Raw genomic sequence first — 26,454 nt, 5'->3', positions numbered from 1 at the left:
CTGCCCCTGGATCTCAGCTCCCCTTCAGGTCGACGCCGCCGGATCGTCGGTGCCACCCGGCAGAATGGAAATCGGGGGCTGCTCAGCACGGCCGCCCCACTCCCCCGGGCCGCGCGCGCCGCGCGGGCGGACGGCCCGCGGCCACCGAGCCCGCGCCGCCGCCCGCCCGTCTCGACCGGTGCCGACCGGACCCGCCCGTCCGGCCGAACCACCCCATCGGTGAACACCCTTCATCGCCCGCGACCGCACCCCGGGTGATCACCTCCGGCCCGCGATCCGCACTGCGGGTGAACCGCGTCCCCACCGGCAGGAACCGCACTGCGCACGCGGGCGTCGACTCTCTAAACTGGACGCGCAGTCCGACCACCTCCGTGGAGGAGTGATCCCTTCCGTGCGCGACGCGCAATCGCCTGGTCACAGTACCGAGCCGGGTCCGACACCCGGCTCACCCGACAGCCCGGACCCCACCAGGGGTGACCGGTGACCGAAGTCCTGCTCGGCGTGCTGGGGCTGGTCGCCGTCGTGGCACTGACCATCGGCACGTTCATCGCGGTCGCCGCCGAGTTCTCGCTCACCGCGCTGGAGCGCAGCACCGTCGAGTCGCACCTCGCCGCCGTCGGCGACGCGAAGGCGCGCACGGTGGACCGGGCGCACCGGGCGCTGTCGTTCCAGCTCTCCGGCTCGCAGTTGGCGATCACCTTCACCACGCTGATCACCGGCTACATCGCCGAGCCCGCCATCGCGCACCTGGTCTCCCCGGCGCTGGGCGGCCTGGGCGTGCCGGGGGCGGTGGCCGGGCCGATCTCGCTGGTCGTCGCGCTGGCCCTGGCCACCGCGCTGTCCATGGTGTTCGGCGAGCTGGTGCCGAAGAACCTGGCCATCGCCCGGCCGCTGGAGACCGCGCGGGCGGTCGCGGGCGTGCAGGCCGGGTTCTCCGCCGTGTTCCGCTGGCTGATCACCGGCCTCAACGGCGCGGCGAACCGGCTGGTGCGCGCGCTGGGCGTGGAGCCGGCCGAGGAGCTGGCCTCCGCCCGCTCGCCGCAGGAGCTGGGCGCGCTGATCCGCTCCAGCGCCGAGCACGGCACCATCGACCCGGGCACCGCCACCCTGCTGGACCGCTCGCTGCGGTTCGGCGACCGCACGGCCGACGAGCTGATGACGCCGCGCGTGCGGGTGGAGTCGCTGCGCGCCGACGCGACCGTGCTGGACCTGCTGGCCAGGGCGCGCGAGACCGGCTTCTCCCGCTTCCCGGTCCACCACGGCGACCTGGACGAGGTGCGCGGCATCGTGCACGTGAAGCAGGCGTTCAACGTGCCGCGGGCGCAGCGGGCGACGACGCCGGTGTCCGCGCTGACCAGGCCGGTGCAGACGGTGCCGGAGACGCTGCCCGGCGACGCCCTGCTGGACCGGCTGCGCGCCTCGGGCCTGCAGAGCGCGCTGGTGGTGGACGAGTACGGCGGCACGGCCGGGCTGGTCACGCTGGAGGACCTGGTCGAGGAGATCGTCGGCGACGTGCGCGACGAGCACGACCGGCGGGAGCGCGCGCCGGTCCGGTCGCTGGGCCGGGACCGCTGGCTGCTGTCCGGCCTGCTGCGCGACGACGAGGTGTTCGAGGCGACCGGCTTCCGGATGCCGCCGGGCGACTACGAGACGCTGGCCGGCCTGGTGCTGGCCCGGCTGGGCCGCATCCCGGACGTGGGCGACGAGATCCGGGTCGACGGCTGGCGGGTGACCGTGGTGCAGATGGACCGGCACCGGGTGGCCGAGCTGCGGGTCGAGTCGCCGTCGGAGGTGGCGCGGTGAGCGTCCTGGTCATCTTCCTGCTGCTGGCGGGCAACGCGTTCTTCGTCGGCGCGGAGTTCGCGATCATCACCGCCCGCCGCGACCGCCTGGAGGCGCTGGCCGACCGGGGCAGCTCGCGGGCCCGGGTGGTCATCCGCGCGGGCCGCGAGCTGCCGCTGCTGATCGCGGGCGCGCAGCTGGGCATCACGCTGTGCTCGCTGGGGCTGGGCGCGCTGGGCGAACCGGCCGTGGCGGAGGTGCTGGAGGCGCCGTTCGGGGCGCTGGGGCTGCCGGAGGCGGTGCGGCACGGGGTGGCGTTCGCGCTGGCGCTGGTCGTCGTGGTGGCGCTGCACACCGTGCTGGGCGAGATGGTGCCGAAGAACCTGGCCATCGCCGGGCCGGAGCGCACCGCGCTGTGGCTGGTGCCGGTGCACTACTGGTTCTGCCGCCTGGTCGCGCCGCTGCTGCGCGGGTTCACCGTGGTCGCGACGGCGGTGCTGCGGCTGGTGGGCGTGACGCCGAAGGAGGAGCTGGAGTCGGCGTACACGCGCGACGAGCTGGCCCTGCTGATCGGGCAGTCCCGGGAGGAGGGCCTGCTGGAGGACTCCGAGCACCGCAGGCTGGCGCAGACCCTGTCGTCCACGGAGCGGACCGTGGCCGACGTGCTGGTGCCGCTGGAGCGGGTCACGTGCCTGTCGGCGCGGCCCACCATGGACGAGGTGGAGCGGTCGGTGTCGGCCACCGGCTTCTCCCGGTTCCCGGTCGCCGAGGACGGCCGGCTGGTGGGGTACCTGCACGTGAAGGACGTGCTGGACCTGGCCGACGCCGACCCGTCCGCGCAGGTGCCGGGCCACCGGGTCCGGGGCCTGCCGGAGGTGCCGGTGGGCGCGCGGCTGGACGAGGCGCTCACGGCGCTGCGGCGGGCGCAGAGCCACCTGGCGCGGGCGGTGTCGGCGAGCGGCGCGGTCGTCGGCGTCGTGGCGCTGGAGGACCTGGTCGAGGAGTACGTCGGCACGGTGCGCGATGGCACCCACGTGCGTCGGGAGCTGTGAGCCGACCGGCGCAAGAACCTCCATTCCCAGGCCCCTGAACTGCCTAAACGCCACCCTGAGCCAGAGTGGCACCACTTGGCACCAATTACGGCTTGCCATGGCACCACGGTAGTGCCATAGTGGTGCCATGGATCTCACGCCCTACGTCGACAACCTGCGCCGCGAACTGGCGACGGCCGCCGAGGCCGTCGGCGAGGACGCCCGCGCGCTGGCCGAGCGCCTGACCACCCAGGTCGAGTCCGCCGCCCGGCTGACGCTGCTGGAAGCCCTGTCGGCGGCGGCGGCCGAGATCACCCGCGACCTGGCCCCCGGCTCGGTCGACGTGCGCCTGCGCGGGCGCGACCCGGAGTTCGTGGTGACCGCCCCGCCCGCCGAGCCGCCCGCGCCGGGCGCCCCCGACGCGCCGCTCCCGCCACCGCCCGCGGCCGACGACGACAGCGCCATGACGCGCGTCAACCTCCGCCTCCCCGAGCACCTCAAGCAGCGGGTCGAGGAAGCCGCCGGCCGGGCGGGCACCTCGGTCAACGCGTGGCTCGTCCGGGCCGCGTCGGCGGCCCTGGACCAGGGCGTGCGCCAGCCCTCCCACCACATCGGCCAGCGCTACACCGGCTGGGTCCGGTAGCCCGCCCACCAGCACGAACGCCGAACGACCCACTTCCGAGGGGACAGCCATGCCCATTTTCGCCACGCCCGCGCCGATCGAGGTCACCCTGGACCTCTCGGTCGGCGAGACCCGGATCACCGCGAGCGACCGCGCCGACACCTCGGTCGAGGTCCGCCCCAGCGACCCGTTCCGCGACGGCGACGTCAAGGCCGCCGACCAGACCCGTGTCGAGTACGAGGACGGCCGCCTGCGGATCAGGACGCCCAAGCAGCGCGGCGTCTTCAGCCGGGGCGGCTCGGTCGACGTCACCATCGGCCTGCCCACCGGGTCGAGCGTGCGCGGCGAGTCCGCGCTGGGCGGCGTGGTCGGCCGGGGCCGGTTCGGCGAGTTCCGGTTCAAGAGCGCCACCGGCGACCTCCGGCTCGACCGCACCGGCCCGGCCACCCTGCGCACCGCCGTGGGCAACATCGACCTGGCCCGCGGCGAGGGGCCCGCCGACGTGGTCACCGGGTCCGGCGAGCTGCACGTCGAGCACGTCGACGGCGCCGCCGTGCTCCGCAACTCCAACGGCGCCATCCGGGTCGGCGAGGTCACCGGCGTCCTGCGGGCGCAGGCCGCCAACGGCGACATCTCCGTCGGCCTGGCGCACACCGACGTCACCGCCACGACCGCCAACGGCAACGTGCGGGTGGACGAGGTCGTGCGCGGCGCCACCGTGCTGGAGACCGCCGTCGGCCGCCTGGAGGTCGGCATCCGCGCCGGCACCGCCGCCTGGCTGGACGTCCGGTCCGTGGTCGGCGCCGTGCACAACACCCTCCAGGCCGCCCCCGGCCCCGAGACCGCCGCGGACACCGTCGAGATCCGCGCGCGCACCGGCTTCGGCGACATCGTCATCCGCCGGGCCACCCCGATGGAGGAGGACCTGTGAAGACCACGTCGGCCGAGCGGTGGGGCATCCACCCCGAGCACACCTGGCTGCGCGGCGAGCGCCCCTCAGGAGCGGTCGCGTTCGACGAGGAGACCGCCGTCTGGAACGTCTACGGCCACGAGGGGGCGAAGGTGGAGGCGGACTTCGCGACCCGAACCCGCACCTCGCCTTCGGCCGGGGCATCCACTTCTGCGTCGGCGCGCCGCTGACCAGGCTCGAAGGCCGGATCGCGCTCGACATCCTGCTCGACCGGTTCCCGCGCCTCCGCGTGGACCCCGACGTCCCGCCGGCGTTCATGCCGTCGCCGATGATGACCGGCGTGCGCGCGCTGCCGGTGCGCACCGCCTGACCTCCCGGGCTGCCTCCCCACCCGGCCGGCCCCGCTGATCCGCACTCCTTCCCGCACTTCCTCCCGGGCTCTTCCACGCGCTTTTCCGCGCGCTTTTCCACGAGCCCTCCCGCGATTTCCTCCGCCGGCCCACCACCGGCGCACCAGGCATTCCCATTTCCTCCGAGGGGGACCCATGACCATTTCGGCCCACGGGCTGCGCAAGAAATTCGGCGACCACGTCGTGCTGGACGGCATCGACCTGGAAGTCGCCGAGGGCGCGGTGTTCTCGCTGCTCGGCCCGAACGGGGCGGGCAAGACCACCGCCGTGCGGATCCTGTCCACCCTGATCACCGCGGACGCGGGCGAGGTGCGCGTCGCGGGGCACGACCTGCGCACCGACCCGGACGGGGTGCGCTCGGTGATCGGCGTGACCGGCCAGTTCTCCGCCGTGGACGGCCTGCTGACCGGGGCGGAGAACCTCCGGCTGATGGCCGACCTGCGCCACCTCCCCCGCCGGGAGGGCAGGCGGCTGACCGCCGACCTGCTGGAGCGGTTCGACCTGGCGGAGGCCGCCGGCAGGCCCGCGGCCACCTACTCGGGCGGGATGCGGCGGCGGCTGGACCTGGCGATGACGCTGGTCGGCGGGCCGCGGGTGATCTTCCTCGACGAGCCGACCACCGGGCTCGACCCGCGCAGCCGGCACGGGCTGTGGCAGATCATCCGGGGACTGGTGGCCGACGAGGGCGTGACGATCCTGCTCACCACCCAGTACCTCGAGGAGGCCGACCAGCTCGCCGACCGGATCGCGGTGCTCGACGGGGGGAAGCTGGTCGCGCAGGGCACCGCCGCCGAGCTGAAGCGCCTGGTGCCGGGCGGGCACGTGAGCCTGCGGTTCCACGACGCGCGGGCGCTGGACGCGGCGGCCCGCGCGCTGCGGGCGACGCACCGCGACGACGACGCGCTGACGCTGCAGGTGCCCGGCGACGGCGGCGTGCGGTCGCTGCGCGCGCTGCTCGACGACCTGGACCGGGCCGCCGTCGAACCCGCCGGCCTGACCGTGCACACCCCCGACCTGGACGACGTCTTCTTCGCCCTGACCGAGCGGCCGACCCTGGAGGAGGCAGCGCGATGAGCACCGCGGCCCACACCCTGTCCGACTCGATGACGATGCTGCGCCGGGACTTCCGGCACCTCCGGCGCTACCCGGTGATGGCCCTCAGCGGCCTGGTGATGCCGGTGTTCATGATGCTGCTGTTCGTCTACGTGTTCGGCAGCGCGATCGTCGACACCGTCGACGGCGGCTCGTACATCGACTACCTGGTGCCCGGCATCCTCGTCATGGGCGTCGGCGCGGCCGGCGCCGGCACGGCGGTGAACGTCAACGTCGACATGACCGAGGGCATCATCGCCCGGTTCCGCACCATGGCCATCGCCCGCGTGTCGGTGCTGACCGGGCAGGTCCTGGGCAGCGTGATCCGCACGGTGGTCAGCCTCGCGCTGGTCGTCGGGGTGGCGCTGCTGATCGGCTTCCGCCCGGAGGCGTCCCTCGGGGGCTGGCTGCTGGCCGGCGCGGTGCTGCTGATGCTGACCCTGGCGCTGACCTGGCTCGCCGTCGCGGGCGGCCTGGCGGCGAAGAAGCCGGAGGGCGCGAACGGGTTCGCGCTGCCGCTGCAGTTCCTGCCGTTCATCAGCAGCGCGTTCATCCCCACCGACTCGATGGCGCCGGGGCTGGCGTGGTTCGCCGAGCACCAGCCGTTCACGCCGGTCATCGACACGCTGCGCGGTGTGCTCACCGGCACGCCCATCGGCGACAGCGCGTGGTCGGCCGTCGGGTGGTGCCTGCTCGCGACGCTGCTCGGCTACTCGTGGTCGCGCAAGCTGTACAACCGGGACCCTGCGCGCTGACCGCGGAGCGGTCGGGCCGGACCCCGCAGCGGGGTGGTGGTGCAGCTGCCGGAGCTGTCCGTGGTGCAGGGCGCCAGGGGCAGCACCGGCCTGGGCACCGGCATCGCGTGGCCCGACCCGGATCCCGGGCGGCTCCTCCGGCCGTCGGTCCTGGTGTCCGACCCGCGGGCCTACGAGCTGCTCGGCACGGGCGTCCGCACCGCGCCCCGGCAGTCCATTGTGGACGAGGTGGGCCGGCACCCCTGACCGGCCGGCACGGGGGACGCCGGACTACGGTGTCCCCCGTGGACCCGAGCGAAGACGAGGACGACGACTTCGAGCCCGAAGACGACGACTTCGAGGACGAGGAAGACGACGAAGAGGACGAGGACGACCTGTTCGGCGTCACCTCGGAACCGCGCACGATCTGCCAGCTGTGCGGTGGTGCGGGCTTCGTGGCGCACCCGACGTCCGCGGTCATCGGGGGCGTGCCCCGCACCGTGGACAACGGGCGGGAGTGCCCGCACTGCCAGGGCGCCCGCAAGTTCCCCGGCCTGATCCCGCCGCTCTGACCCCTCGGGCGGCCGGTCGCGCGGCGGGGTTCCCCGCCCCTACCCCGCGCCGTGCGGGGCCGGGTCGTCGTCCAGCGCCCGTTCGGCGACCGCGAACGCCCCGGGCGACAGCCCCCACCAGGCCACGGCCAGCGCCCCCGCCTGGACCGCCGCGCCCACCACCCACACCGCGCGCAACCCGGCCCCGGCCGCCACGAGGCCGCCCACCAGCGCCCCCAGCGGGTTCAGGCCCCACGCCAGCGCCCGGTGGCCGGTCAGCACCCGCCCCAGCAGAGCGGTCGGGGTGAAGCGCTGCCGGCTGGACTGCGAGCACACGTTCCACACCATCACGGTCGTCGACATCGCGAACAGGACGAAGCCGATCGCGAGCGGCCACGGCGGCAGGAACGCGACGAGCGCGAAGCAGGCCACCAGTCCGATCTGCGACAGCCGCATCGACCACGCGTAGCCCAGCCGGTCCACGACCCGGTGCACGAAGAACGACGACACCACCCAGCCCGCCGCCATGACGGTGAGCATCACGCCGTAGCCGAACGGCCCCAGGTGCAGCACCTGGAACGCGTAGAGCACGAACGTCGCGACCCCGGCGCTGACCGCGAACGCCCCCAACGCCGCCGTCACCGACATCGACAGCAGCAGCCTGGTGCCCACCAGGAACCTCAGCCCCTCGGCGAGGTCGCGCAGCGGGTGCTCGACCGACCGCATCACGGCCCGTGACGGGACGCCCCGGCTCACCGCCCACGCCACGACCGCCGCCACCAGCGCGAGCACCGGCGGAGCGCCGAAGCCGAGGCCCACCAGCAGCCCCGTCACCGGCGGCACCACGAACTGCACGACACCGCGTTCGATGAGCATCAGCCGCGTGTTGACCGCGGCGAACCGGTCGGGCTCCACCACCTCGGGCACCAGCGCCCCGGTCGCCCCGTCCCCCAGCACCTGCGCCGAGGTCACGACGAACGCCACCACCAGCAGCAACGGCAGGCTCAGCGCACCCGCCGCCGTCGCCACGCCCAACACCAGCGCGGCGCACGCCTGCACCGCATAAGCCGCACCGAGCACGGTCGTCCGCTTCACCCGGTCGATCAGCACACCCGCGAACAGCGAGAACAGCAGCCACGGCGCCTGCCCCACGACGTTGACCAGCGACACCTGCCGCGGGTCGGTCGTGATCGACACCGCCACCAGCGGCAGGACCGCCAGCAGCAACCCCTTGGCCACCGAACCCGACACAGCGACGGCTTGCAGCCGCGCCCACCCTCCGGTCATCCCCTGAGCCCCCCTCGAACCCGCAGTGCCGGGTTCCACGACTACTCGGGTATCGGCAGCGGTCAAGCGCTCACCGCCCGGCGGCGGCCCGTTCGGACGCCGCCGCCGACGCCGCCGCCTCGGCTTCCGCGAACGCCTTGGGCGACAACCCGTACCAGGCCACGGCCAGCGCACCGAGCTGGATCACCGCCCCCATCCCGTACACGGCGCGCGGCCCGAACCCGTCCACCACCAGGCCCCCGGCCAGCGCCCCGAGCGGCGTCAGACCCCAGGCCAGCGCCCGGTGGCTGGTCAGCACCCGCCCGAGCAGCCCGGTCGGGGTGAAGCGCTGCCGGCTGGACTGCGAGCACACGTTCCACAGCATCACGATCCCGGACTCCAGGAGCACCACCACCGCGATCCCCGCCGCCCAGGGCGGGAGCACGGCGATGAGCACGTGCGCGACCACCATGCCCACCTGGGCCAGCCGCATCGACCACGCGTAGCCCAGCTTGCGCACGACCCGGTCCACCACGAACGACGACGCCACCCAGCCGACGGACATGCAGGTGAGGATCACGCCGTAGCCGACGGTCCCCAGGTGCAGCACCCGGTCGACGTACAGCGCGAACATCGCCATCTGCGCGCTGGCCGCGAACGACCCCAGCGCCACCGCGACCGTGATCGACAGCAGCAGCCTGGTGCCCACCAGGAACCTCAGCCCCTCGGCGATGTCGCGCAGCGGGTGCTTCGCCGACGGCGTCACCGCCCGCGACGGGATGCCCCGGCTCACCAGGAACGCGACCAGCGCGGCCACCAGCGCCACCCAGGGCGGCACGCCGAAGCCCAGCACGAGCAGGTACCCGGCCGCGGGCGGCACGACGAACTGCACCACGCCCCGGTCGATGAGCATCAGCCGCGTGTTCGCGGCGGCGAACCGGTCGGGCTCCACCACGTCGGGCACCAGCGCCCCGGACGCGCCGTCCCCCAGCACCTGTGCCGAGGTCACGACGAACGCCACCACCAGCAACAACGGCAGGCTCAGCGCACCCGTCACCGCCGCCACGCCCAACGCCAGCGCCGCGCACGCCTGCACCCCGTAGGCCACGCCCAGCACGGTCGTCCGCTTCACCCGGTCGATCAGCACACCCGCGAACAGCGAGAACAACAGCCACGGCGCCTGCCCCACGACGTTGACCAGGGCTATCCGCGTCGGGTCGTCGGTCAGCGACAACGCCGCCCACGGCAGGACCGTCAACATCACGCCTTCTGCGGTCGAACCCGAGACCGCGGCGGCCTGCAGCCGCACCCACCCCCTGGACATGCGATCACCCTGCCAATGGCGTTGGCGGACGCGAACGTTTTAGTGTCAGATAAAGCGTGGCCCTTCGCTTCGCCGTCTCGCCGCTGTGGGAGACCGTCGCCGCGCTGCGGGTGCTGGCCGCGCCCGGCTACTACGCCGTCCACCAGCGCTGGACCACCTGGGCCGAGCCCCGGCTCGCCGCCCTCGGCGACGACCCGACGCTGCTGACCACCCTGGTGACCCGGCCGGTGATCCCGGAGTTCCTGATCCCGACGCCGGGCATCCGGTCCATCGGCATCGCCGACGAGCTGCGGTGGCTGCCGCGGGTCGCCGAGCCGCACCGGGTGGCCGCCGCCCTGCCCGCCGAACCCCGGTTCCGGTCGCTGCTGGACGACCCCCTGGCCACCCTGACCACCATCGCCGAGCGACTCGGCGCGGTGCACGGGGCGATCATCGCCCCGGTCTGGTCCCGGCTCGAGGGCGTCCTCCAGGGCGACGTGGAGCGCCGGGGGCGGCGCATGGTCGAGGCGGGCGGCCCGACGGTGCTCGCCGAGCTGCACCAGGACGTCGGCTACGACGCCCCGGCCATCCGCGTGCGCGGCCGGCGGGTCGCCATCGGCGCGCGGGACCTGGTGCTGGTGCCGTCGGCGTTCACCTGGCCGGACGTCTACCTGCGGGAGAGCCCCGTGCGGCTGGCGCTGTGCTACCCCGCGCACGGCTTCGGCTCGCTGTGGGAGCGGGCGGACGCGCCCACCTCCGACGCCCTGGCCCGGCTGCTCGGCCCCACCCGCGCCCGCCTGCTGCACGAGCTGGAGCGCCCCAGCACCGTCACCGAGCTGGCCGGCCGCCTGGGCGTCACGGTCGGCGCGGTCTCCCAGCACCTGGGCGTGCTGCGGGCCGCGGGCCTGGCGGTCAGCAGGCGCGAGGGGCGCGAGGTCGTGTCGCTGCGCACCGGCCTCGGGCTGGCCCTCGTCCGGGGGGAAGTACCGTAAGGGGGTGCGTGTCCTGCCTGAAGCGGAGTGGACCGCGCGCCGGGACGCGCACCGCGACCGCGTCCGCGCCTGGACGGTCCCGCACCACGAGCGCAAGGCGCGCGGCGAGAAGCACCCGGTGCTGGACTTCCTGTTCTCCTACTACTCGCACCGGCCGTCCCGGATGGAGCGCTGGCACCCCGGACCCGGTGTCGTGCTCGCGGGCGACGCGGCGCGGGAGTACCTGGGCCGGCCCGCGTACCGGCAGGTCGACGGCGGTGTGGCGCTGGACGTGGCGGCGTTCGCGCGCGAGCGGGCGTCCACGGTCGCGTTCGTCCACGACCTGCTCACCGCCACCGCCTCCCGCGCGCCGCGCCTGGGCTGCTTCGGCTTGCACGAGTGGGCGATGGTGTACCGGTCGCAGCGGGTGCGGCACGAGGCTTGGCCGCTGCGGCTGGGCGGCGCGGGCACCGACGCGGTGGTGGACGCGAGCAAGGTCCAGTGCAGCCACTTCGACGCCTACCGGTTCTTCACGCCCGAGGCGCGCCCGCTCAACGCGCTGCGCCCGGCGCGCGAGACGCAGGTCCGGATGGAGCAGCCGGGCTGCCTGCACGTGTCGATGGACCTTTTCAAATGGTGCTACAAACTCGATCCCGCGACCCCGTCGGAGTTGCTGGCCGACTGCTTCGAACTCGCGCTGCGGGTTCGCGAACTCGACATGCGCGCCAGCCCTTACGACCTGCGAGCGCTCGGATACGCACCGGTGCCGGTGGAGACGCCGGAAGGGCGCGCCGAGTACGTCCGGCAGCAGAGCGCTTTCGCGGCCGAGGCGGCCCCGCTGCGGAATGCGCTGATCCACCTCACGCGGACTTTTCTCCCGCAATCCGTGACTTCCGGCTGACGCAACGTGACTTCACCTGTAACGCAGACATGACCTGTTAGCGTGACGACGGTCGGGATTCGCCAGCCGTAGTCGGACGCTGAGAGGGAAGACGATGTCTCGACACCGCGCGCTGCGGACGAAGGTGCGGCGCGGAATCGCCAAGTGGCCCGTCGCGATCGTCGGTGTGGTCGCCCTCCTGGTCCTCGGGTACCTCGGGTGGACGTGGGTCAGCGGCGTCGTGGAGCGACGCGCCGCCGCCCAGGCGGGTGACTGCCGTTCGGGCGAAGCCCTGCTGCGGGTCGCCGCGACGCCCAGCGTCGCCGAGGCCGTGCGCGGGGTCGCCGAGGCGTGGAGCAGGCAGCGGCCGGTCGTGTACGACCACTGCATCCGGGTCGAGGTGCAGTCCATCGACTCCGAGGTGGTGCTCCAGGGCCTGACGCAGGGCTGGGACCGGGACCGGCTGGGCGAGAGCCCGCACGCGTGGGTCACCGACTCGATGCTGTGGGCCAACCGGCTGACCGCGCAGAACCGCGCGCTGCTGGGCGCGCAGCCGGTGTCGATCGCGGCCAGCCCGGTGCTGCTGGCGCTGCCGCAGGAGGGCGCGCAGGCGCTGCAGGCCGGCTCGGGGTTCCGGTGGACCGACCTGCCCGAGGTCACGTCGGCGGCGGGCGGCTGGCAGCGGTTCGGCAAGCCCGAGTGGGGCGACTTCAAGGTCGCCATGCCCGACCCGGCGACGAACGCGGCGACGGCGATGGCCGTCCAGTCCGCCCTGGCCGGCGCCGGCCCCGACGGCAAGGGCCCGGTGACCACCGGGATGCTGGCGCTGGAACCGGTCAAGGCCACCCTGGCCCGCCTCACCGCCGCCAGGCCCGAGCAGGCGCCCAGCACCACGTGGGGCGCGCTGTCGCTGCTGGCGGACGAGCCCGCGGTGAACGGCGCGGGCTTCAGCGCCGTCCCGGTGTTCGAGGTCGACCTGTACCGGCACAACACCGGCAAGGACAGCGGCGCGCCGCCGCTGCGCCCGCTGTACGGCGTGGCGGCGGGCGGTCCGTCGCCGGTGGCGGACTTCCCGTTCGTGCCGCTGGCCGGCGACTGGGTGGGCGAGGCGCAGGTGCGGGCGTCCCAGGAGTTCCGGGAGTTCCTGCTGGAGGACGACCAGCAGCGGTTGCTGGCGGGCGCGGGCCTGCGGGTCGACGCCACCACCGAGCGGCCCAAGCCGTCGCCGGGCATCCGCTGGGCGACCATGACCGACAAGCTGGTGCCCGCCGACGCCACCACCGCCCAGCAGATCTCGGCCGCGTGGGCGACCGCCGGCGACGGCCAGGTGGTCACCGTGCTGGTGGACTCGTCCAAGTCGATGGAGGAGCCCGGCGGCGACGGCAAGTCCCGGATGGCGTGGGTGAAGGAGGCGCTGGCCGGGCAGGTCCACCGCTCGGTGTCGGGTTCGCTGGGCCTGTGGGAGTTCTCCCGCGGCCTGGACGGCGAGAAGCCCTACCGGCAGGTGGTGCCCACCGCGCCGGTCGCCGGGCAGAAGCAGCGGCTGCTCGACGGCGTGGCGACCCTGCGCCCGCAGAGCGCGACCCAGCTCTACACCAGCCTGGTGGCGCTGTACGCCAAGACCCTGGAGGAGCACCAGCCGGGCAAGCGCAACCGGATCATCGTGCTGACCGACGGGGCCAACGACGGCGGGCTGACGTTCGCGGAGCTGAAGACCCGGCTGGCCGAGCTGCGGCAGGACGGCAAGGACATCCCGATCAGCGTGCTGGCCATCGGCCCGGACCCGGAGCGGCAGCCGCTGGGCGAGCTGGCCCGGTCGACCGGCGGAACGCTGTCGGTGGTGGACGACGGGCGCGGGGTCGACGCGGCGCTGGCCCAACTCCTGTCCTCCTAGGCGCGGGCGGCGCGGACGGCGCGGCGGGCGCGCAGCCGCAGCGCCGGCGCCACGCCCAGACCGACGGCCACCAGCAGCGCCGCCACCGCGAAGGTCCAGCGGGTGCCGCGGGCGACCTCCGCCGGGGTGGCGGTGGTGACGCCGCCCGCCGCGGAGGCGAAGACCGCGCCCATGACCGACGCGCCGGCCGTGAGGCCCAGGTTACGGGCCAGGTTGAGCAGCCCCGACACCACGCCGCGCTCCGCCGGGGGCGCGCCCTTCACGACCGCGGTGTTGTTGGCCGCCTGGAACAGGGCGTACCCGGCCGTGAGGACGGTCAGGGGCAGGACGTAGCCGACGACGCCGGCCGCCGCGGGCGCCACCGCGAGCGCCCCGGCCGCCGCGAGGACCGCGCCCAGCCCGACGACCACCGCGGTCCCGGACCCGAAGCGGTCGACGGCGCGGCCCGCCGGGACGCCGACCAGGGCCGACACCACCGGGCCCGCCGACACCGCCAGCCCGACCAGGGCCGGGTCCAGGCCGAGCGCCCGGGTCAGGTGGAACGGCCCGACGACGAGCGCGGTCATCACGACGGTCGACACCAGGGCGCTGGTGACCAGGCCGGCGGCCAGGACCGGGTCGCCCGGCAGCCGCGGGGCGACCAGCGGGGACGGCGCCCGGCGCTCGGCGGCGGCGAACAGCGCGAGGCCCACCGCCGCCGCGCCGAGCAGGCCGGCGGTGAGCGGCCCGGACGGGGCGCCCTCGACCGTCACGGCCAGCGTGCCGGCGCCCAGGGTGGCCGCCAGCAGCACCATGCCGGTGGTGTCGAACCGGCGGCCGGAGGGGGGAGCGGCCGGCCGGGCGGCGGGCAGCGCCCGGACCGCGAGCACGAGCGCGGCCAGGGCCGGCGGCACGCAGGCGAAGAAGGTCGCGCGCCAGCCGAGGACCTCGACCAGCGCCCCGCCCAGGGACGGGCCCAGCGCCGTGCCGACCGCCGACGCGGTCCCGAGCAGCCCCATGGCGCCGCCGGTGCGGTCGCCGGGCGCCACGTCGCCGACGAGGGCCATGGCCAGCGCCGCCATGCACGCCGCGCCGACGCCCTGGAGCGCTCGGGCGGCGATCAGCAGGGGGAGGTCCGGGGCGAGCCCGCACAGCAGCGTCGCGAGGGTGAACACGGCGATGCCGCCCACCAGGAGCCGTCGCCGGCCCAGGAGGTCGCCGAGCCGGCCGACCCCCACCACCAGCGTCGTGGTGGCCAGGAGGTAGGCGATCACCACCCACTGCACCTCGTTGAACGCGGCGTCGAAGGCCACGGCCACGGTGGGCAGGCCGATGTTGGCGATGCTGACGCTCATCGCCGGCAGGAGCACCGACAACGACAGCGCGGTGAGCGCCCGACGCGGGGCGGGCGGGGCCTGGTCGGGTTCTGCGGGTCGCACGGGGTGGTTGCTCCCTGGAGTCGGCGGGGTCGTCACGACGACCGTAAGTAGCGCCCTGACCTGGCGGAAGACGCACAGATGGCAACCGAGCTGTGCACCAGACGCCATGTCGGGCACGCTGCGGGCATGGCCCGACCCGATCTGAACCTGCTGGTCACCCTGGACGTCCTGCTCCAGGAGGGCAGCGTGACGCGCGCCGGCGAACGGCTCGCGCTCAGCCCGTCCGCGATGAGCCGCGCGCTGGCGCGGTTGCGGCGGGCCACGGGCGACCCGCTGCTGGTGCGGGCCGGCCGGGGCCTGGTGCCGACGCCCCGCGCCGTGGAGCTGCGCGACCGCGTGCGCGGCCTGGTCCAGGAGGCCGAGGAGGTGCTGCGGCCGGCGCCGCGGCTCGACCTGGCGACGGTGGAGAGGACCTTCGCGCTGCGCGGCGGTGACGGGTTCGTGGAGCGGTTCGGGCCCGAGCTGGTGGCCGGGATCGGCGCGGAGGCGCCCGGCGTGCGCCTGCGGTTCCTCCGGAAGACCGGGGAGGGGGCCGGGGCCCTGCGGGCGGGCGCCGTCGACCTGGAGACGGGCGTGATCGGGCGGCCCCCGGCCCCCGACGTGCTGAGCAGGCCCCTGTTCACCGACCGGTTCGTCGGGGTGGTGCGCGAGGAGCACCCGCTGGCCTCCGGGACCGTGACGGCGGCCCGGTACGCCGCCGCGCGGCACGTGCACGTCTCGCGTCGCGGTGCGACCGAGGGGCTGGTGGACGCGGCGCTCGACCCGACCGGCCACCGGCGGCGGGTCGTGGCGGTGGTCGACGGCTTCGGCGCCGCGCTGGCGCTGGCGAACGCGTCGGACCTGGTCGCCACGGTCCCCGAGCGGCACACCGCGACCCTGCGGCGGGGGATGCGCTCCTTCGAGCTGCCCTTCCCCGCGCCGGAGGTGGTGGTGTCGCTGCTATGGCACGCCCGGCACGACGCGGACCCGGCCCACCGGTGGCTGCGCGACCGCGTGGTCGCGGTGTGCGGGGCCCCGGCGGGCGGGACCCCGGCGGACGGGACCCCGGCGGACGGGACCCCGGCGGACGGGACCTCGGCGGGTGGGGGCGACGGGCCGGGCTGAGCGCGGGCCTCAGGGGCGGTCGGCGTACACGGCGGCCATCTCCCGCAGCGCCGCCCTGATCCGGTCCCGCAGCTCGACGGGCTCGACGACCTCCACGCCGGGACCCAGGCGCAGGAGGTCGCCCAGGGCGTGCTCCAGCGATTCGACGGGCACGCGGGCGGTGGTCCAGCCCTCCTCCGGCTCGACCTCCGCCAAGGCCCGCGACGCGACCTGCCCGAGCAGCGCCCGCGCGCGCTCCAGCCCTGCGGGGCTCAGCCGCACGGTCACCGCCATGGGGTACATGCGCTCCTCGAACCGCGCCGACCAGTCCGCCCAGAAGGCGGCGAGGTCGAACCCGGCCGGCCGCTCGAACGGCTCGTCGGTCCGGTGCGCCTCCAGCACGCGCGACACGCGGTAGGTGCGCGGCTCGCCGTCCGCCTCGGCCACCAGGTACCAGAGGCCGGCCTTGAGCACGAGCCCGACCGGCCCGAGCACCCGCTCCACCTCGCCGCCCCGGCTGCCCCACCGCCGGTACCGGACGCGCAGCCGGCGCTGCTCCCACACGGCGTCCGCGACGGTGGACAGGAACGGCATCTCCTCGGGCTGCCGGAACCAGCCGGAGGTGTCCAGGTGGAACCGCTCGCGGATGCGCCCGGCGCGGGAGCGCAGCTCGGGCGGCAACGCGGCCAGCAGCTTGAGCTGCGCGGCGGCCACCACCGCGCCCAGCCCGAGGTCGGCCGCCGGCCCCGGCATCCCCGCGAACAGCAGCGAGTCCGCCTCCGGCCCGGTCAGCCCGGTCAGCCGCGTGCGGTAGCCGTCCAGCAGCCGGTAGCCGCCCGCCGGGCCCCGGTCCGCGTAGACCGGCACGCCGGCCGCGCCCAGCGCCTCCACGTCCCGGTAGATCGTGCGGACGGACACCTCCAGCTCGCGGGCCAGCTCGTGGGCGGTCAGCCGGCCGCGGGACTGCAGCAGCAGGAGGAGCGAGAGCAGGCGGCCGGCGCGCATGTCCCCAGTCTCCTCCGGTACCTGACACGAGTTGTCAGGTACCGCGTGCAGGATCCCGCGCCATGGAGAACCGAGCGACCGGCACGGCCGAGATGAAGAGCTGGGACGAGCACACGTGGGACGGCAGGAGGTACGACGAGGTCACCGGACCGAAGCAGACCGCGGGCGGCATGGCTTGCGCGTACCGGGGTGCGCTGGAGGGCTCCGGTGAGATGCGGTTCGTGATGTCGTACGCCGACGACGCCTCGTGCCGCTTCACCGGGTACGAGGTCGTGACCGGCGTTCTTTCCGGCCGGGCCGGGACGTTCGTGCTGGAACACGTCGGCGGGTTCGGGGACGGGATGGCGCGCAGCGCTTTCACCGTCGTCTCGGCCACGGCCGACCTGACCGGCCTGACCGGGAACGGCACGATCGAGTGGCCTCCGGGTGAGACCGGTCGGTACTCGGCTGTGTTCGAGCTGCCCTGACCGCCGAGCGCCGCACCTGGTGCGCACACCGGTGCCTTCGTGTTCTCCTCCCCGTACGGCCTGGGCGCAGCCCAATCATGGTTGTCGGGGGGTGTCAAGCACGCTCTTCGCTTGACACCCCCCGACAACCATGATTGCCTCCGGCAGGCCGTGCGGGGAGGAGAACACGACCGCCCTTTCTTTTCCTCCTCCTTGGGGGCCTCTCGGCCGCTCTTCATACCAAGATCGCGCACCGACCCAGGTGAGATCAGGCGCGGTAGAGCCCGGAGCTGAAAGGCAAAGCTTCCCGCCGACCAGAGCCACATTCGATCGCCGAACAGAGACGCCCCCGAGTCGCGAACACAGCCCAAGCCTGCGACATCGGGCTAAGCCCTGACTCGCCGAACTCGAGCGCGCAAATCCGGAGCCAAGGTCTTCGACTCCGCCATCCCGTCAAGAAGCTCGTGGACGAGCTTTCGATCGAATCCGCCCTCCCGCGCCTGCGCCATCTCGATCACCCAGGGAACAGCCAGTTCCATCCAATAAGAGCGACCCGAGGCCCATGCCGACGCGACGGTCGACTCGATCAACTCCTCGGGAGTCGACACATCACATCCGTCGAAGGATTCCCACACGCGAGAAAACGCGTCGAGACAAGCAGAGAGCTTTCCCTCCATGAAGGGCCACATGGGAACGAACCCGGAACCCACAAGGGTAGCCCGACCTTCCGGTTCCACCCCTACGCCGATCCGCCCTCCGGACATGACCCCGATCCATGCCCCGTCCCCGCGATACACCACCGGAGTCCATCCGGACATATCAACTCCACGGCCTGTAGTCGTGCTGGAAGACGGCAGGTCCCGCCAGGCGCAGCCGCTGGTCAGCGCGTAGGCGGTCGCGGTGGACACCGCCCGATCCGACACCGGCGCCGGGGTGGTGAACCGCAGGATCACGACCCGTCCGGCGCCTACCGCAACGCCGAATGATCCATCACGGCACTGGATCACGCCAGGTGAGAAGTACTCCAAAAGAGTCCTCGCCGGACAGGCAGGCCGCCAAGGAGAAGGAAAAGAAACAGCGGTCGTGTTCTCCCCGCATGGCCTGTCAAAGACGACCATGCTTTCTTGGGGGGTGCAAGCGAAAAGCGTGCTTGCACCCCCCAAGAAAGCATGGTAGCCCTCCGGGCAGGCCATACGGGGAGAACACGAAGACACCGGTCTGCACGGGGCGTGCCGAATGCCTGCAAGCGCAACAGGGCCGTGTCGGGGGGCGGGTGGTGCTGGTGCTTGCCGCGCCGGTCACCGGTCGGTCACCGGCGCGGCAAGCGGTGGGTCAGGCGTCGTAAGCGGAAAGAGGGGGGCAGGAGCAGACCAGGTTGCGGTCGCCCTTCGCGCCGTCGATGCGCCGGACCGGGGGCCAGAGCTTCTGGGCGGACGTCCCGGCCGGGAAGACCGCCACCTCGCGGCTGTACGGGTGGTCCCAGTCGCCGGTGACCGAGGCGGCCGTGTGCGGGGCGTTGCGCAGCGGGTTGTCGTCGGCCGGCCACTCGCCGGAGCCGACGCGGTCGATCTCGCCCCTGATGGCGATCATCGCGTCGATGAACCGGTCGATCTCGGCCAGGTCCTCGCTCTCCGTCGGCTCCACCATGAGCGTGCCCGCCACCGGGAACGACATGGTGGGCGCGTGCAGGCCGTAGTCGGCCAGCCGCTTGGCCACGTCGTCCACGGTCACACCGGTCGCCTTGGTGATGGCCCGCAGGTCGATGATGCACTCGTGGGCGACGAAGCCGCTCTCGCCGGTGTAGAGCACGGGGTAGTGCTCGTCCAGCCGCCGCGCCACGTAGTTCGCCGCCGCGACCGCGGTCAGGGTGGCCCGGCGCAGGCCGTCGCCGCCCATCATCCGCACGTACGCCCACGAGATCGGCAGGATCGACGCCGAGCCCCACGGCGCGGCGCTGATCGGGCCGACCCCGGTCGACGGGCCGGCGGCGGGCTGGAGCGGGTGGTTGGGCAGGAACGGCGCGAGGTGGGAGCGGACGCCGATCGGGCCGACGCCGGGGCCGCCGCCGCCGTGCGGGATGCAGAACGTCTTGTGCAGGTTCAGGTGGGACACGTCGGAGCCGAACTTGCCGAACCGGGACAGCCCGATCAGGGCGTTGAGGTTCGCGCCGTCGACGTACACCTGGCCGCCCGCGTCGTGCACCATGGCGCACACGTCGCGCACCGTGTCCTCGTACACGCCGTGCGTCGACGGGTAGGTGAGCATGATGGCGGCGAGGTCGTCGTAGTGGTCGTGGATCAGGTGCTTGAGGTGGTCCACGTCGATGTTGCCGCGGTGGTCGCACTTCACGACCGCCACCCGCATCCCGGCCATGACGGCGGACGCGGCGTTGGTGCCGTGCGCGGACGACGGGATCAGGCACACGTCGCGGTGCGCCGCGCCCTGCGAGCGGTGGTAGGCGCGGATCGCCAGCAGGCCCGCGAACTCGCCCTGGCTGCCCGCGTTGGGCTGCAGCGACACCGCGTCGTACCCGGTGATCTCGGCCAGCCACTGCTCCAGGTCGCCGACCAGGGACAGCAGGCCGGCGGCGTCCGCGGCGGGCGCGAACGGGTGCAGCTCGGCGAACTCGGGCCAGGTGACCGGCTCCATCTCGGCCGTGGCGTTGAGCTTCATGGTGCACGAGCCGAGCGGGATCATGCTGCGGTCCAGCGCGACGTCCTTGTCCGACAGCTGCCGCAGGTAGCGCAGCAGCGCCGTCTCCGACCGGTGGGCGTGGAACACCGGGTGGGTCAGGTAGTCGCTGGTGCGGCGCAGCTCGGCGGGGATGCCGTCGGCGGTGTCAGCGTCCAGGCCGTCCACGTCGGCCACGGTGACGCCGAACGCCTCCCACACCGTCACCAGGTCGGCCCGGGTCGTGGTCTCGTCGCAGGCGATGGCGACCACGTCGTCGTCCACCCGCCACAGGTTCACGCCCAGGTCGCGGGCCATGGCGACGACCTCCGCGGCGCGCCCCTCGACCCGCGCGCGCACGGTGTCGAAGAACTCGCCGTGCACGACCTCGACGCCGCCCTCGCACAGCCCGGCGGCCAGCACCGTGGCCATCCGGTGGGCGCGGGTCGCGATCGCCCGCAGGCCCTCCGGGCCGTGGTACACCGCGTACATCGACGCCATCACCGCGAGCAGCACCTGCGCGGTGCAGATGTTGCTGGTGGCCTTCTCCCGGCGGATGTGCTGCTCGCGCGTCTGGAGGGCCAGCCGGTAGGCGGGCGCGCCGTCGGCGTCGACCGACACCCCGACCAGCCGCCCCGGCATCTGCCGCTCCAGCCCCTGCCGGACCGCCATGTACCCGGCGTGCGGGCCGCCGAAGCCCATCGGCACGCCGAACCGCTGGGTGGTGCCCACGACGACGTCCGCACCGATCTCGCCCGGCGGGCGCAGCAGCGTCAGCGCCAGCAGGTCGGCCACCACGACGGCCTGCGCGCCGGCCGCGTGCACCTCCTCGATCAGGGCCCGCTGGTCGCGCACCACGCCGGACGCGCCGGGGTAGGACAGCAGCACGCCGTAGAAGTCGCCGCCCAGGCCCAGCCCCTCCAGGCCCTGCGACAGGTCGGCGACGACGACCTCGATGCCCAGCGGCTCGGCCCGCGTCTCGATCACGGCCAGCGTCTGCGGCAGCGCGTCGGCGTCCACCACGAACCGGTTGGACTTGCTGCGGCCGGCCCGGCGCAGCAGCGTCATGGCCTCGGCGGCGGCGGTCGACTCGTCCAGCATCGACGCGTTGGCCAGGTCCAGGCCGGTCAGGTCGGCCACCATGGTCTGGAAGTTCAGCAGCGCCTCCAGCCGCCCCTGCGAGATCTCCGGCTGGTAGGGCGTGTACGCCGTGTACCAGGCGGGGCTCTCCAGCACGTTGCGGCGGATCACCGGCGGCGTGGTGGTGCCGTAGTAGCCCAGGCCGATCATCTGCTTGAGCGGGCGGTTGCGGGCGGCCAGCGCGCGCAGCTCGGCCAGCGCCTCGGTCTCGGTGGCCGGCGCCGGCAGGGCCAGCTCCAGGTCCCGCTCCCGGATCGACCCGGGCACGGCGCGCTGCGCCAGCTCCTCCAGCGAGCCGACGCCGATGACGTCGAGGATGCGCGCCAGCTCGGCCGGCCGCGGGCCGACGTGCCGGTCGGCGAAGGGCGTGCCGTGCTCGAGAGCAGCGAGGGGGATGCGGTCCTGCGACATAGATGCGCCTCCGGGGCCGGGCCGTTTCCCTGGTGGGGAAACACGTCTGCCGTTGCCCTCCCCCTCTGTCTTCCGCCCGGACCGGGCGCCTGAGAGCTTCACCCGCGCGCGGGCTTGCACCGTCGGCGGGGCCGGCTGCCCGACCCGCTTTCCAGAGGCGTCTCACCCGCGCGGTCCTTGCGCCTGAGAGGTTCCGGGGAGGATTTGCTCCTTCGGCGCCGAGAGCAGGTCTCGGACTCTCCCGCACGGGATAAAGCGACTACCCGCGAATGGTACCCGGCCGCCGACCGGGCGATTCACCCGCGCGACGGGGATCTCAGCGGTCGGATCAGCCGGTCGCCCTGGTGCGCCGCCGCTTGGACAGCTCGTCGTCGGGGGCCTGCTCGACCGCCTGCCCGTCGGCCCGCTCGGCGGGGAACTCGTGGATGGTGCCGCTGATCTCCCGCATGGCGCCGCTGACCGCGATGCCGAACACGCCCTGGCCGCCTTGGAGCAGGTCGACGACCTCCTCCGGCGAGGTGCACTCGTAGACCGTTGTGCCGTCGCTGAACAGCGTGATCCGGGCCAGGTCCTGCACGCCGCGCCGGCGCAGGTGGTCCACCGCGACCCGGATGTTCTGCAGCGACACACCGGTGTCGAGCAGCCGCTTGACGACCTTGAGGACCAGGATGTCCTTGAACGAGTACAGCCGCTGGCTGCCGGACCCGTGGGCACTCCTTATGGTCGGGTTGACCAGCCCGGTGCGGGCCCAGTAGTCGAGCTGGCGGTAGGTGATGCCGGCGATCTGGCAGGCGGCGGGCCCGCGGTAGCCGACGAGTTCGTCCGGCAGCGAGGAGTCCGGGAACAGCTCGCCCTGTTCGCCGGTTCCGGCCCGGATGAGCGCTTCCTCGACCACGCCTGCCTCCCCTCGGTCCGGCTGCGCAGCCGGCGACCAACGTGAAGCCGCCAAGGTGCCGAATCACACCGTGGCAATTCACCTGAGTCCGACGGTAAGACCGGCTAGGGAGCAGGTCAACGCGACGCGCTGAGCGTGTCGTGTCTCAACCTCAACTTGAGGTTGAGACAGCCGCCCGTTGTAAGCCATTCGGGTGACGTTTAGTGATCGTTTAGCCGATCAACTCTGACGTTGTGTAATCCGGAAGTGTGACACCAGGGGGGTGGCACGCGGAGCTGATCCACACGCACCGCACACACCACGGGGGGCCGCTCCGACTCGCGGCCGGACGCCGGTCCCTCGTGGTCCCCCGCTCCCGCGAGGGAAAACCACCCACTCAGGGCCGACCTCGCGTCCCTTCGCGCCCCGGGACCACCCGCTCAGCCCAACCGCGCGGCCCGCGCCCACGCACGACGCGCGCGTTCTCCGAGCACGTACCGGCCCTTTCTCGCGCGGCTCTTCCTCGCGCCAAGTCCCGCACAGGGTCGCCCCCCGCTCGCGCGCGAGCACTCCCCCGAAATCCTGCGGGCGTGCGGCGAGGCCCTGTCAGGGCTGAACACGCCACGCGCTCACCGGCGAGGCCGTGTCAGGGGACAAAACGCCCCACGTGCTCGTCGGCAGGGCCGTCTCAGGGCTGAACACCCACGCGCTCACCGGCGAGGCCGTGCCAGGGCGGAACGCCCCGCGCGATCGCCGGCGCCCGCGCCGAGCGGTCCGCTCCGGCGGAGGGCCGGGTCCGACCCGGCCGCGCGACCGCCGCCCGGCAGGCGGCGGACCGGGGGCTACGTGTCCGCGCCCCGGAAGTCCTCCGGCGAGACGGAGTCGAGGAACTCGCGGAACTTCTCCACCTCGTCCTCCTGCTCGTCCGGGATGATCAGGCCCGCCTCGGCGAGCACGGACTCCTCCGCGTGGATCGGCACCCCGATCCGCAGGGCGAGCGCCACCGAGTCGCTGGGCCGGGCGGAGACCCGCACGTCGCCGTCGAACACCAGCTCGGCGAAGTACGTGCCCTCCTGGAGGTCGGTGATCCGCACCTGTTCGAGCTGCCGCCCCAGCGCCCCGATCACGTCCTTGAGCAGGTCGTGGGTCAGCGGCCGGGCGGGTCGGACGCCCTGTTGCTCCAGGGCGATCGCGGTCGCCTCGACCGACCCGATCCAGATGGGCAGGTAGCGCTCACCGTCGGTCTCGCGCAGCAGCAGGATCGGCTGGTTGGCGGGCAGTTCCACCCGCACGCCCACGACGCGCATCTCGCTCATCGGGTCTCGCCTCCCTCAGCGCGCTGAAATTCTGGCGTCCCCGCTAGCAACGAGGATCCCCCACCTACTCTTTCGACGCTACCCGCCAAGCGGGCTCTGTGCGCAACCACCGGGTACCACCGGATCACAATGCGGACACGGGTTCACCAGGGGGAAATGCGGCTACCTGCGATGTCGCGCAAGCCCACCTTCACCAGGAGTGTGTGCAGCGTTACGGACAGCGCGGCGAGCTCGCGCACCGCCTCGTCGGCCTTCCCGGCCGCGCCGCGCGCCCGGCCCTCCCGCTGCCGGTGCAGCACGGCCTGCTCCACCAGGCCCACCTCGCGGTCGGCCGCCGAGCGGAACGCGCGCAGGTGGCGGGGTTCGAGGCCGTGGTCGGCCAGGGCGCGCGCGGTCGCCGCGATCCGGACCGCGTCCTGGTCGTAGGCGCCGGGCCGGATCAGCCCGTGCTGCTCCAGCTCGGCCAGCGCGGTGGGGTCCAGGCCCGAGCGGGCCAGCAGCTCCTCGCGGCTCACCCGGCCGCCGGGCGACCCGCCGAGCTGCCCCGCGGGCTGGTCGGCCGGCGCCGCGCCGTCGACCGCGCGCAGCGCGCGGGGCGCGCCGCCGCCGGCGTCCGCGGCGTCCAGCTGCTCCTTGATCACCTTCAACGGCAGGTAGCGGTCGCGCTGGGCCGCCAGCACGTACCGCAGCCGCTCGACGTCGGCCGCGGTGAACTGGCGGTACCCCGAGGCGGTGCGCGCCGGGCGGACCAGACCTTCCGACTCCAGGAAGCGGATCTTGGAGATCGTGACGTCGGGGAATTCCGCTCTCAGCTGCGCGAGCACCGCGCCGATGCTCAACCCCCCGCGCTGTGGCCGCCCGGCCGCCGTCACTGCGCCCCCTGACCCCCGGCGCCCGGACCGGTCAGGAACACGAGGCGGAACTTGCCGATCTGCACCTCGTCGCCGTTGGCGAGGACCGCCTGGTCGACGGGCTCGCGGTTGACGTAGGTGCCGTTGAGGCTGCCCACGTCGATGACCACGAACTCGCCGCCCTCGCGGCGGAACTCGGCGTGCCGGCGGGAGACCGTCACGTCGTCGAGGAAGATGTCGCTGTCGGGGTGCCGACCCGCGCTGGTGGTGTCCCGGTCCAGCAGGAACCTCGATCCCGCGTTCGGACCGCGCTTGACCACGAGCAGGGCGGACCCGGCGGGCAGCGCGTCGACGCCGGCGACGGCCGGCTCCTGGGCGGGCGCTTCGGCGCCCTCTACTTCGGCGAGGAAGTCGGCCCGGAAAACGGAGGTCCGCTCCGGGGACTGCTCGGGCGGAACGCCTGGCCCGTCGTTCGTGCTCACCTGAGCTCTCCTCCTGCTGCTGGAAGCGTCGAGACCGCTAGAACCTATCGTGCCCGAACCCTGGTCTGAGGAGCGGCTCCCCCACCGACCGAAGAGCCGCCGGAAGATCGACGTCACTCGGCAGCCGCCAGCTCCTGGTACGCGGCGGCGTCGAGCAGGTCGTCGACCGCGGTGGGGTCGTCCAACCGCAGCTCCACCATCCACCCCTCACCGTACGGGTCGGTGTTGACCAGGTCGGGCTGCTGGTCGAGGGAGTCGTTGCGGGCCACCACCTCGCCCGCGAGGGGGGCGTAGATGTCCGACACGCTCTTGGTGGACTCCACCTCACCGAGCGTCTGGCCCGCGCCCACCTGCTCGCCCAGCTCGGGGAGCTGCACGAACACGACGTCGCCGAGCTGCTCCTGGGCGTAGTCGGTGATGCCGACGCGCACGGTGTCCTCACCTGTGCGCAGCACCCACTCATGTTCCTCGGTGTACTTGAGCTCCTCGGGAATCACCGCGGTGTGCTCCTTCATGACGGTGGATCTTCGCTGCCGGATCTTCCCACGACCGGTTCAGGCGGGTGCGACCCCCGGCGGTCTGCGCAGCGCCAGGAAGAACTGGTAGACGTACAGCGCCCCGGACCACAGGTACAGCGCGCCGCCCCACACCATGAACGCGTAGGCGATCGGCCGCGCGACCTGCGCGGCGGTGGACGTGCCCTGCGCGAGCAGCAGCATGGGGAACGCGTACAGCAGGTTGAACGTCGCGCCCTTGCCCAGGTAGCTGACCTCGAACGGGCCGTAGCCGCGGGCCCGCAGCACCGGCAGGCAGGCGCCGACCACGACCTCGCGGCCCACCAGCACCGCCGCCACCCACAGCGGGACGATGTCGCGCGCCACGAACGCCACGAGCGTGGCGAAGATGTAGAGCCGGTCGGCCGCCGGGTCGAGCAGCGCGCCGAGCCGGCTCATCTGGTTCAGCCAGCGCGCCACCTTGCCGTCGAGCCAGTCGGAGAGCCCGGCCGCGACCAGCACCACGAGCGCCCACCCGTCGGCCTGCGGGACGAGCAGCAGGTAGAGGAACAGCGGCACGCCGAGCAGGCGCAGCACGCTGAGCGCGTTGGGGATGGTCAGCAGCCGGTCGGCTGGATCGTGCGGCACAACCGGGAACTGTATTGGAGCCGGGTGCGGCGGGCTGCCCCAGAGTGGGTCCCGGCGTGTGGGTCCCGGCGTGTGGGTCCCGGCGTGTGGGTCCCGGCGTGTGGGTCCCGGCGTGGGAGTCGCGTGGGACCCGGCGTGGGCCCCTGCGTTGGACCCGAGGGAGAACCCGC

26 protein-coding genes, 1 pseudogene and 1 riboswitch are annotated in these 26,454 nt (G+C 73.7%); of the genes and pseudogenes, 15 read left to right on the top strand and 12 right to left on the bottom strand.

Annotation, left to right across the window (positions count from 1 at the left end; translation table 11 throughout):
* Positions 1-480: 480 nt before the first annotated feature.
* From JOE68_RS23805 to JOE68_RS23765, 10 genes and pseudogenes are all read left to right on the top strand, one after another.
* Positions 481-1,803: a hemolysin family protein gene (locus tag JOE68_RS23805; protein WP_204844498.1), complete on the top strand. Its 1,323-nt coding sequence runs from the start codon at positions 481-483 to the stop codon at positions 1,801-1,803.
* Entirely contained in the window at positions 1,800-2,834 is a 1,035-nt protein-coding gene (locus tag JOE68_RS23800; protein WP_204844497.1) for a hemolysin family protein, read from the top strand. The genes JOE68_RS23805 and JOE68_RS23800 overlap by 4 nt, the downstream gene beginning before the upstream one ends.
* A 127-nt stretch (positions 2,835-2,961) precedes the next feature.
* Positions 2,962-3,456: a hypothetical protein gene (locus tag JOE68_RS23795; protein WP_204844496.1), complete on the top strand. Its 495-nt coding sequence runs from the start codon at positions 2,962-2,964 to the stop codon at positions 3,454-3,456.
* 49 nt (positions 3,457-3,505) lie between these two features.
* On the top strand, positions 3,506-4,366 hold the full coding sequence (locus JOE68_RS23790) for a DUF4097 family beta strand repeat-containing protein (RefSeq protein WP_204844495.1): 861 nt from the start codon (positions 3,506-3,508) through the stop codon (positions 4,364-4,366).
* The gene (locus JOE68_RS23785; protein WP_204844494.1) at positions 4,363-4,575 is read left to right on the top strand and encodes a hypothetical protein; all 213 of its coding nucleotides are present in this window, start codon (positions 4,363-4,365) and stop codon (positions 4,573-4,575) included. The genes JOE68_RS23790 and JOE68_RS23785 overlap by 4 nt, the downstream gene beginning before the upstream one ends.
* Positions 4,512-4,715 (top strand): annotated as a pseudogene (locus tag JOE68_RS31365) (cytochrome P450); the annotation flags it as partial. The gene JOE68_RS23785 and the pseudogene JOE68_RS31365, both read left to right, overlap by 64 nt.
* 175 nt (positions 4,716-4,890) lie before the next feature.
* Positions 4,891-5,829 carry an ATP-binding cassette domain-containing protein gene (locus JOE68_RS23780; protein ID WP_204844493.1) on the top strand — a complete coding sequence of 313 codons (939 nt, stop codon included), beginning with the start codon at positions 4,891-4,893 and terminating at the stop codon, positions 5,827-5,829.
* The gene (locus tag JOE68_RS23775) at positions 5,826-6,602 is read left to right on the top strand and encodes an ABC transporter permease (RefSeq protein WP_204844492.1); all 777 of its coding nucleotides are present in this window, start codon (positions 5,826-5,828) and stop codon (positions 6,600-6,602) included. Before JOE68_RS23780 ends, JOE68_RS23775 begins: the two co-directional genes overlap by 4 nt.
* Before the next feature lie 33 nt (positions 6,603-6,635).
* Positions 6,636-6,848, top strand: coding sequence for a hypothetical protein (locus JOE68_RS23770; protein ID WP_204844491.1), 213 nt, complete (start codon positions 6,636-6,638; stop codon positions 6,846-6,848).
* A gap of 38 nt (positions 6,849-6,886) precedes the next feature.
* Positions 6,887-7,153, top strand: a complete 267-nt coding sequence (locus JOE68_RS23765) for a hypothetical protein (RefSeq protein WP_204846400.1) — start codon at positions 6,887-6,889, stop codon at positions 7,151-7,153.
* A gap of 39 nt (positions 7,154-7,192) precedes the next feature.
* Here JOE68_RS23765 and JOE68_RS23760 read toward each other — a convergent pair whose 3' ends face one another.
* A complete protein-coding gene (locus JOE68_RS23760; RefSeq protein WP_204844490.1) occupies positions 7,193-8,419 on the bottom strand; it encodes an MFS transporter in 1,227 nt (408 codons plus the stop codon).
* A gap of 70 nt (positions 8,420-8,489) precedes the next feature.
* Positions 8,490-9,722: an MFS transporter gene (locus JOE68_RS23755; RefSeq protein ID WP_204844489.1), complete on the bottom strand. Its 1,233-nt coding sequence runs from the start codon at positions 9,720-9,722 to the stop codon at positions 8,490-8,492.
* Positions 9,723-9,778: 56 nt separating this feature from the next.
* On the opposite strand from JOE68_RS23755, the gene JOE68_RS23750 reads away from it, so the two are divergent.
* The 3 genes from JOE68_RS23750 to JOE68_RS23740 all read left to right on the top strand — a co-directional run bounded on the left by JOE68_RS23750 (position 9,779) and on the right by JOE68_RS23740 (position 13,446).
* Positions 9,779-10,693, top strand: coding sequence for an ArsR/SmtB family transcription factor (locus tag JOE68_RS23750; protein ID WP_204844488.1), 915 nt, complete (start codon positions 9,779-9,781; stop codon positions 10,691-10,693).
* 4 nt (positions 10,694-10,697) lie between these two features.
* Positions 10,698-11,573: a 3-methyladenine DNA glycosylase gene (locus JOE68_RS23745; protein ID WP_204844487.1), complete on the top strand. Its 876-nt coding sequence runs from the start codon at positions 10,698-10,700 to the stop codon at positions 11,571-11,573.
* A gap of 94 nt (positions 11,574-11,667) precedes the next feature.
* Positions 11,668-13,446 carry a VWA domain-containing protein gene (locus JOE68_RS23740; protein WP_204844486.1) on the top strand — a complete coding sequence of 593 codons (1,779 nt, stop codon included), beginning with the start codon at positions 11,668-11,670 and terminating at the stop codon, positions 13,444-13,446.
* On the opposite strand, the gene JOE68_RS23735 is transcribed toward JOE68_RS23740, so the two are convergent.
* Positions 13,443-14,864: an MFS transporter gene (locus JOE68_RS23735; RefSeq protein ID WP_307819849.1), complete on the bottom strand. Its 1,422-nt coding sequence runs from the start codon at positions 14,862-14,864 to the stop codon at positions 13,443-13,445. The two genes, JOE68_RS23740 and JOE68_RS23735, sit on opposite strands and share 4 nt — an antisense overlap.
* Before the next feature lie 126 nt (positions 14,865-14,990).
* Between JOE68_RS23735 and JOE68_RS23730 the strand changes: the two genes are divergently transcribed.
* Entirely contained in the window at positions 14,991-15,968 is a 978-nt protein-coding gene (locus tag JOE68_RS23730) for a LysR family transcriptional regulator (RefSeq protein ID WP_204844484.1), read from the top strand.
* A gap of 9 nt (positions 15,969-15,977) precedes the next feature.
* On the opposite strand, the gene JOE68_RS23725 is transcribed toward JOE68_RS23730, so the two are convergent.
* Complete coding sequence (locus JOE68_RS23725) at positions 15,978-16,952, bottom strand: helix-turn-helix transcriptional regulator (RefSeq protein ID WP_204844483.1); 975 nt, start codon at positions 16,950-16,952, stop codon at positions 15,978-15,980.
* A 62-nt stretch (positions 16,953-17,014) separates the two neighbouring features.
* On the opposite strand from JOE68_RS23725, the gene JOE68_RS23720 reads away from it, so the two are divergent.
* Positions 17,015-17,419 carry a DUF3224 domain-containing protein gene (locus JOE68_RS23720; protein WP_204844482.1) on the top strand — a complete coding sequence of 135 codons (405 nt, stop codon included), beginning with the start codon at positions 17,015-17,017 and terminating at the stop codon, positions 17,417-17,419.
* A gap of 365 nt (positions 17,420-17,784) precedes the next feature.
* Here the strand turns inward: JOE68_RS23720 and JOE68_RS23715 are convergent, their stop codons facing one another.
* The 8 genes from JOE68_RS23715 to clsA all read right to left on the bottom strand — a co-directional run bounded on the left by JOE68_RS23715 (position 17,785) and on the right by clsA (position 26,284).
* Positions 17,785-18,351: a hypothetical protein gene (locus tag JOE68_RS23715; protein ID WP_204844481.1), complete on the bottom strand. Its 567-nt coding sequence runs from the start codon at positions 18,349-18,351 to the stop codon at positions 17,785-17,787.
* Positions 18,352-18,730: 379 nt separating this feature from the next.
* Positions 18,731-21,619, bottom strand: coding sequence for an aminomethyl-transferring glycine dehydrogenase (gene gcvP, locus JOE68_RS23710; protein WP_204844480.1), 2,889 nt, complete (start codon positions 21,617-21,619; stop codon positions 18,731-18,733).
* A gap of 161 nt (positions 21,620-21,780) precedes the next feature.
* Positions 21,781-21,873: riboswitch (glycine riboswitch) on the bottom strand.
* Positions 21,874-21,947: 74 nt separating this feature from the next.
* Positions 21,948-22,514, bottom strand: coding sequence for a MerR family transcriptional regulator (locus tag JOE68_RS23705; RefSeq protein WP_204844479.1), 567 nt, complete (start codon positions 22,512-22,514; stop codon positions 21,948-21,950).
* Between the two features lie 821 nt (positions 22,515-23,335).
* Complete coding sequence (locus JOE68_RS23700) at positions 23,336-23,809, bottom strand: bifunctional nuclease family protein (RefSeq protein ID WP_204844478.1); 474 nt, start codon at positions 23,807-23,809, stop codon at positions 23,336-23,338.
* A 143-nt stretch (positions 23,810-23,952) separates the two neighbouring features.
* Positions 23,953-24,681 (bottom strand): transcriptional regulator FtsR, encoded by a 729-nt coding sequence (gene ftsR / locus JOE68_RS23695; protein ID WP_204844477.1) that lies wholly within the window; start codon positions 24,679-24,681, stop codon positions 23,953-23,955.
* The gene (gene garA / locus JOE68_RS23690) at positions 24,678-25,142 is read right to left on the bottom strand and encodes a glycogen accumulation regulator GarA (protein ID WP_015103832.1); all 465 of its coding nucleotides are present in this window, start codon (positions 25,140-25,142) and stop codon (positions 24,678-24,680) included. The genes ftsR and garA overlap by 4 nt, the downstream gene beginning before the upstream one ends.
* Positions 25,143-25,255: 113 nt before the next feature.
* Positions 25,256-25,657 (bottom strand): glycine cleavage system protein GcvH, encoded by a 402-nt coding sequence (gcvH, locus tag JOE68_RS23685; protein ID WP_204844476.1) that lies wholly within the window; start codon positions 25,655-25,657, stop codon positions 25,256-25,258.
* A gap of 39 nt (positions 25,658-25,696) precedes the next feature.
* Complete coding sequence (gene clsA, locus JOE68_RS23680) at positions 25,697-26,284, bottom strand: cardiolipin synthase ClsA (RefSeq protein WP_307819848.1); 588 nt, start codon at positions 26,282-26,284, stop codon at positions 25,697-25,699.
* Between the last annotated feature and the right edge of the window lie 170 nt (positions 26,285-26,454).

The sequence above is a fragment of the Saccharothrix algeriensis genome (assembly GCF_016907655.1).
Lineage (GTDB): Bacteria > Actinomycetota > Actinomycetes > Mycobacteriales > Pseudonocardiaceae > Actinosynnema > Actinosynnema algeriense.
The sequence above is the reverse complement of the archived record's forward strand: the minus strand, read 5'-3'. Positions and strand labels throughout refer to the sequence as shown.

Coding starts and splice junctions, on each gene's coding strand:
- JOE68_RS23725 (WP_204844483.1), bottom strand. CDS start 16,952: ATGCGCGCCGGCCGCCTGCTCTCGCTCCTCCTGCTGCTGCAGTCCCGC.
- JOE68_RS23740 (WP_204844486.1), top strand. CDS start 11,668: ATGTCTCGACACCGCGCGCTGCGGACGAAGGTGCGGCGCGGAATCGCC.
- JOE68_RS23720 (WP_204844482.1), top strand. CDS start 17,015: ATGGAGAACCGAGCGACCGGCACGGCCGAGATGAAGAGCTGGGACGAG.
- JOE68_RS23755 (WP_204844489.1), bottom strand. CDS start 9,722: ATGTCCAGGGGGTGGGTGCGGCTGCAGGCCGCCGCGGTCTCGGGTTCG.
- JOE68_RS23700 (WP_204844478.1), bottom strand. CDS start 23,809: ATGAGCGAGATGCGCGTCGTGGGCGTGCGGGTGGAACTGCCCGCCAAC.
- JOE68_RS23790 (WP_204844495.1), top strand. CDS start 3,506: ATGCCCATTTTCGCCACGCCCGCGCCGATCGAGGTCACCCTGGACCTC.
- JOE68_RS23760 (WP_204844490.1), bottom strand. CDS start 8,419: ATGACCGGAGGGTGGGCGCGGCTGCAAGCCGTCGCTGTGTCGGGTTCG.
- JOE68_RS23780 (WP_204844493.1), top strand. CDS start 4,891: ATGACCATTTCGGCCCACGGGCTGCGCAAGAAATTCGGCGACCACGTC.
- JOE68_RS23730 (WP_204844484.1), top strand. CDS start 14,991: ATGGCCCGACCCGATCTGAACCTGCTGGTCACCCTGGACGTCCTGCTC.
- gcvP (WP_204844480.1), bottom strand. CDS start 21,619: ATGTCGCAGGACCGCATCCCCCTCGCTGCTCTCGAGCACGGCACGCCC.
- JOE68_RS23795 (WP_204844496.1), top strand. CDS start 2,962: ATGGATCTCACGCCCTACGTCGACAACCTGCGCCGCGAACTGGCGACG.
- gcvH (WP_204844476.1), bottom strand. CDS start 25,657: ATGAAGGAGCACACCGCGGTGATTCCCGAGGAGCTCAAGTACACCGAG.
- JOE68_RS23775 (WP_204844492.1), top strand. CDS start 5,826: ATGAGCACCGCGGCCCACACCCTGTCCGACTCGATGACGATGCTGCGC.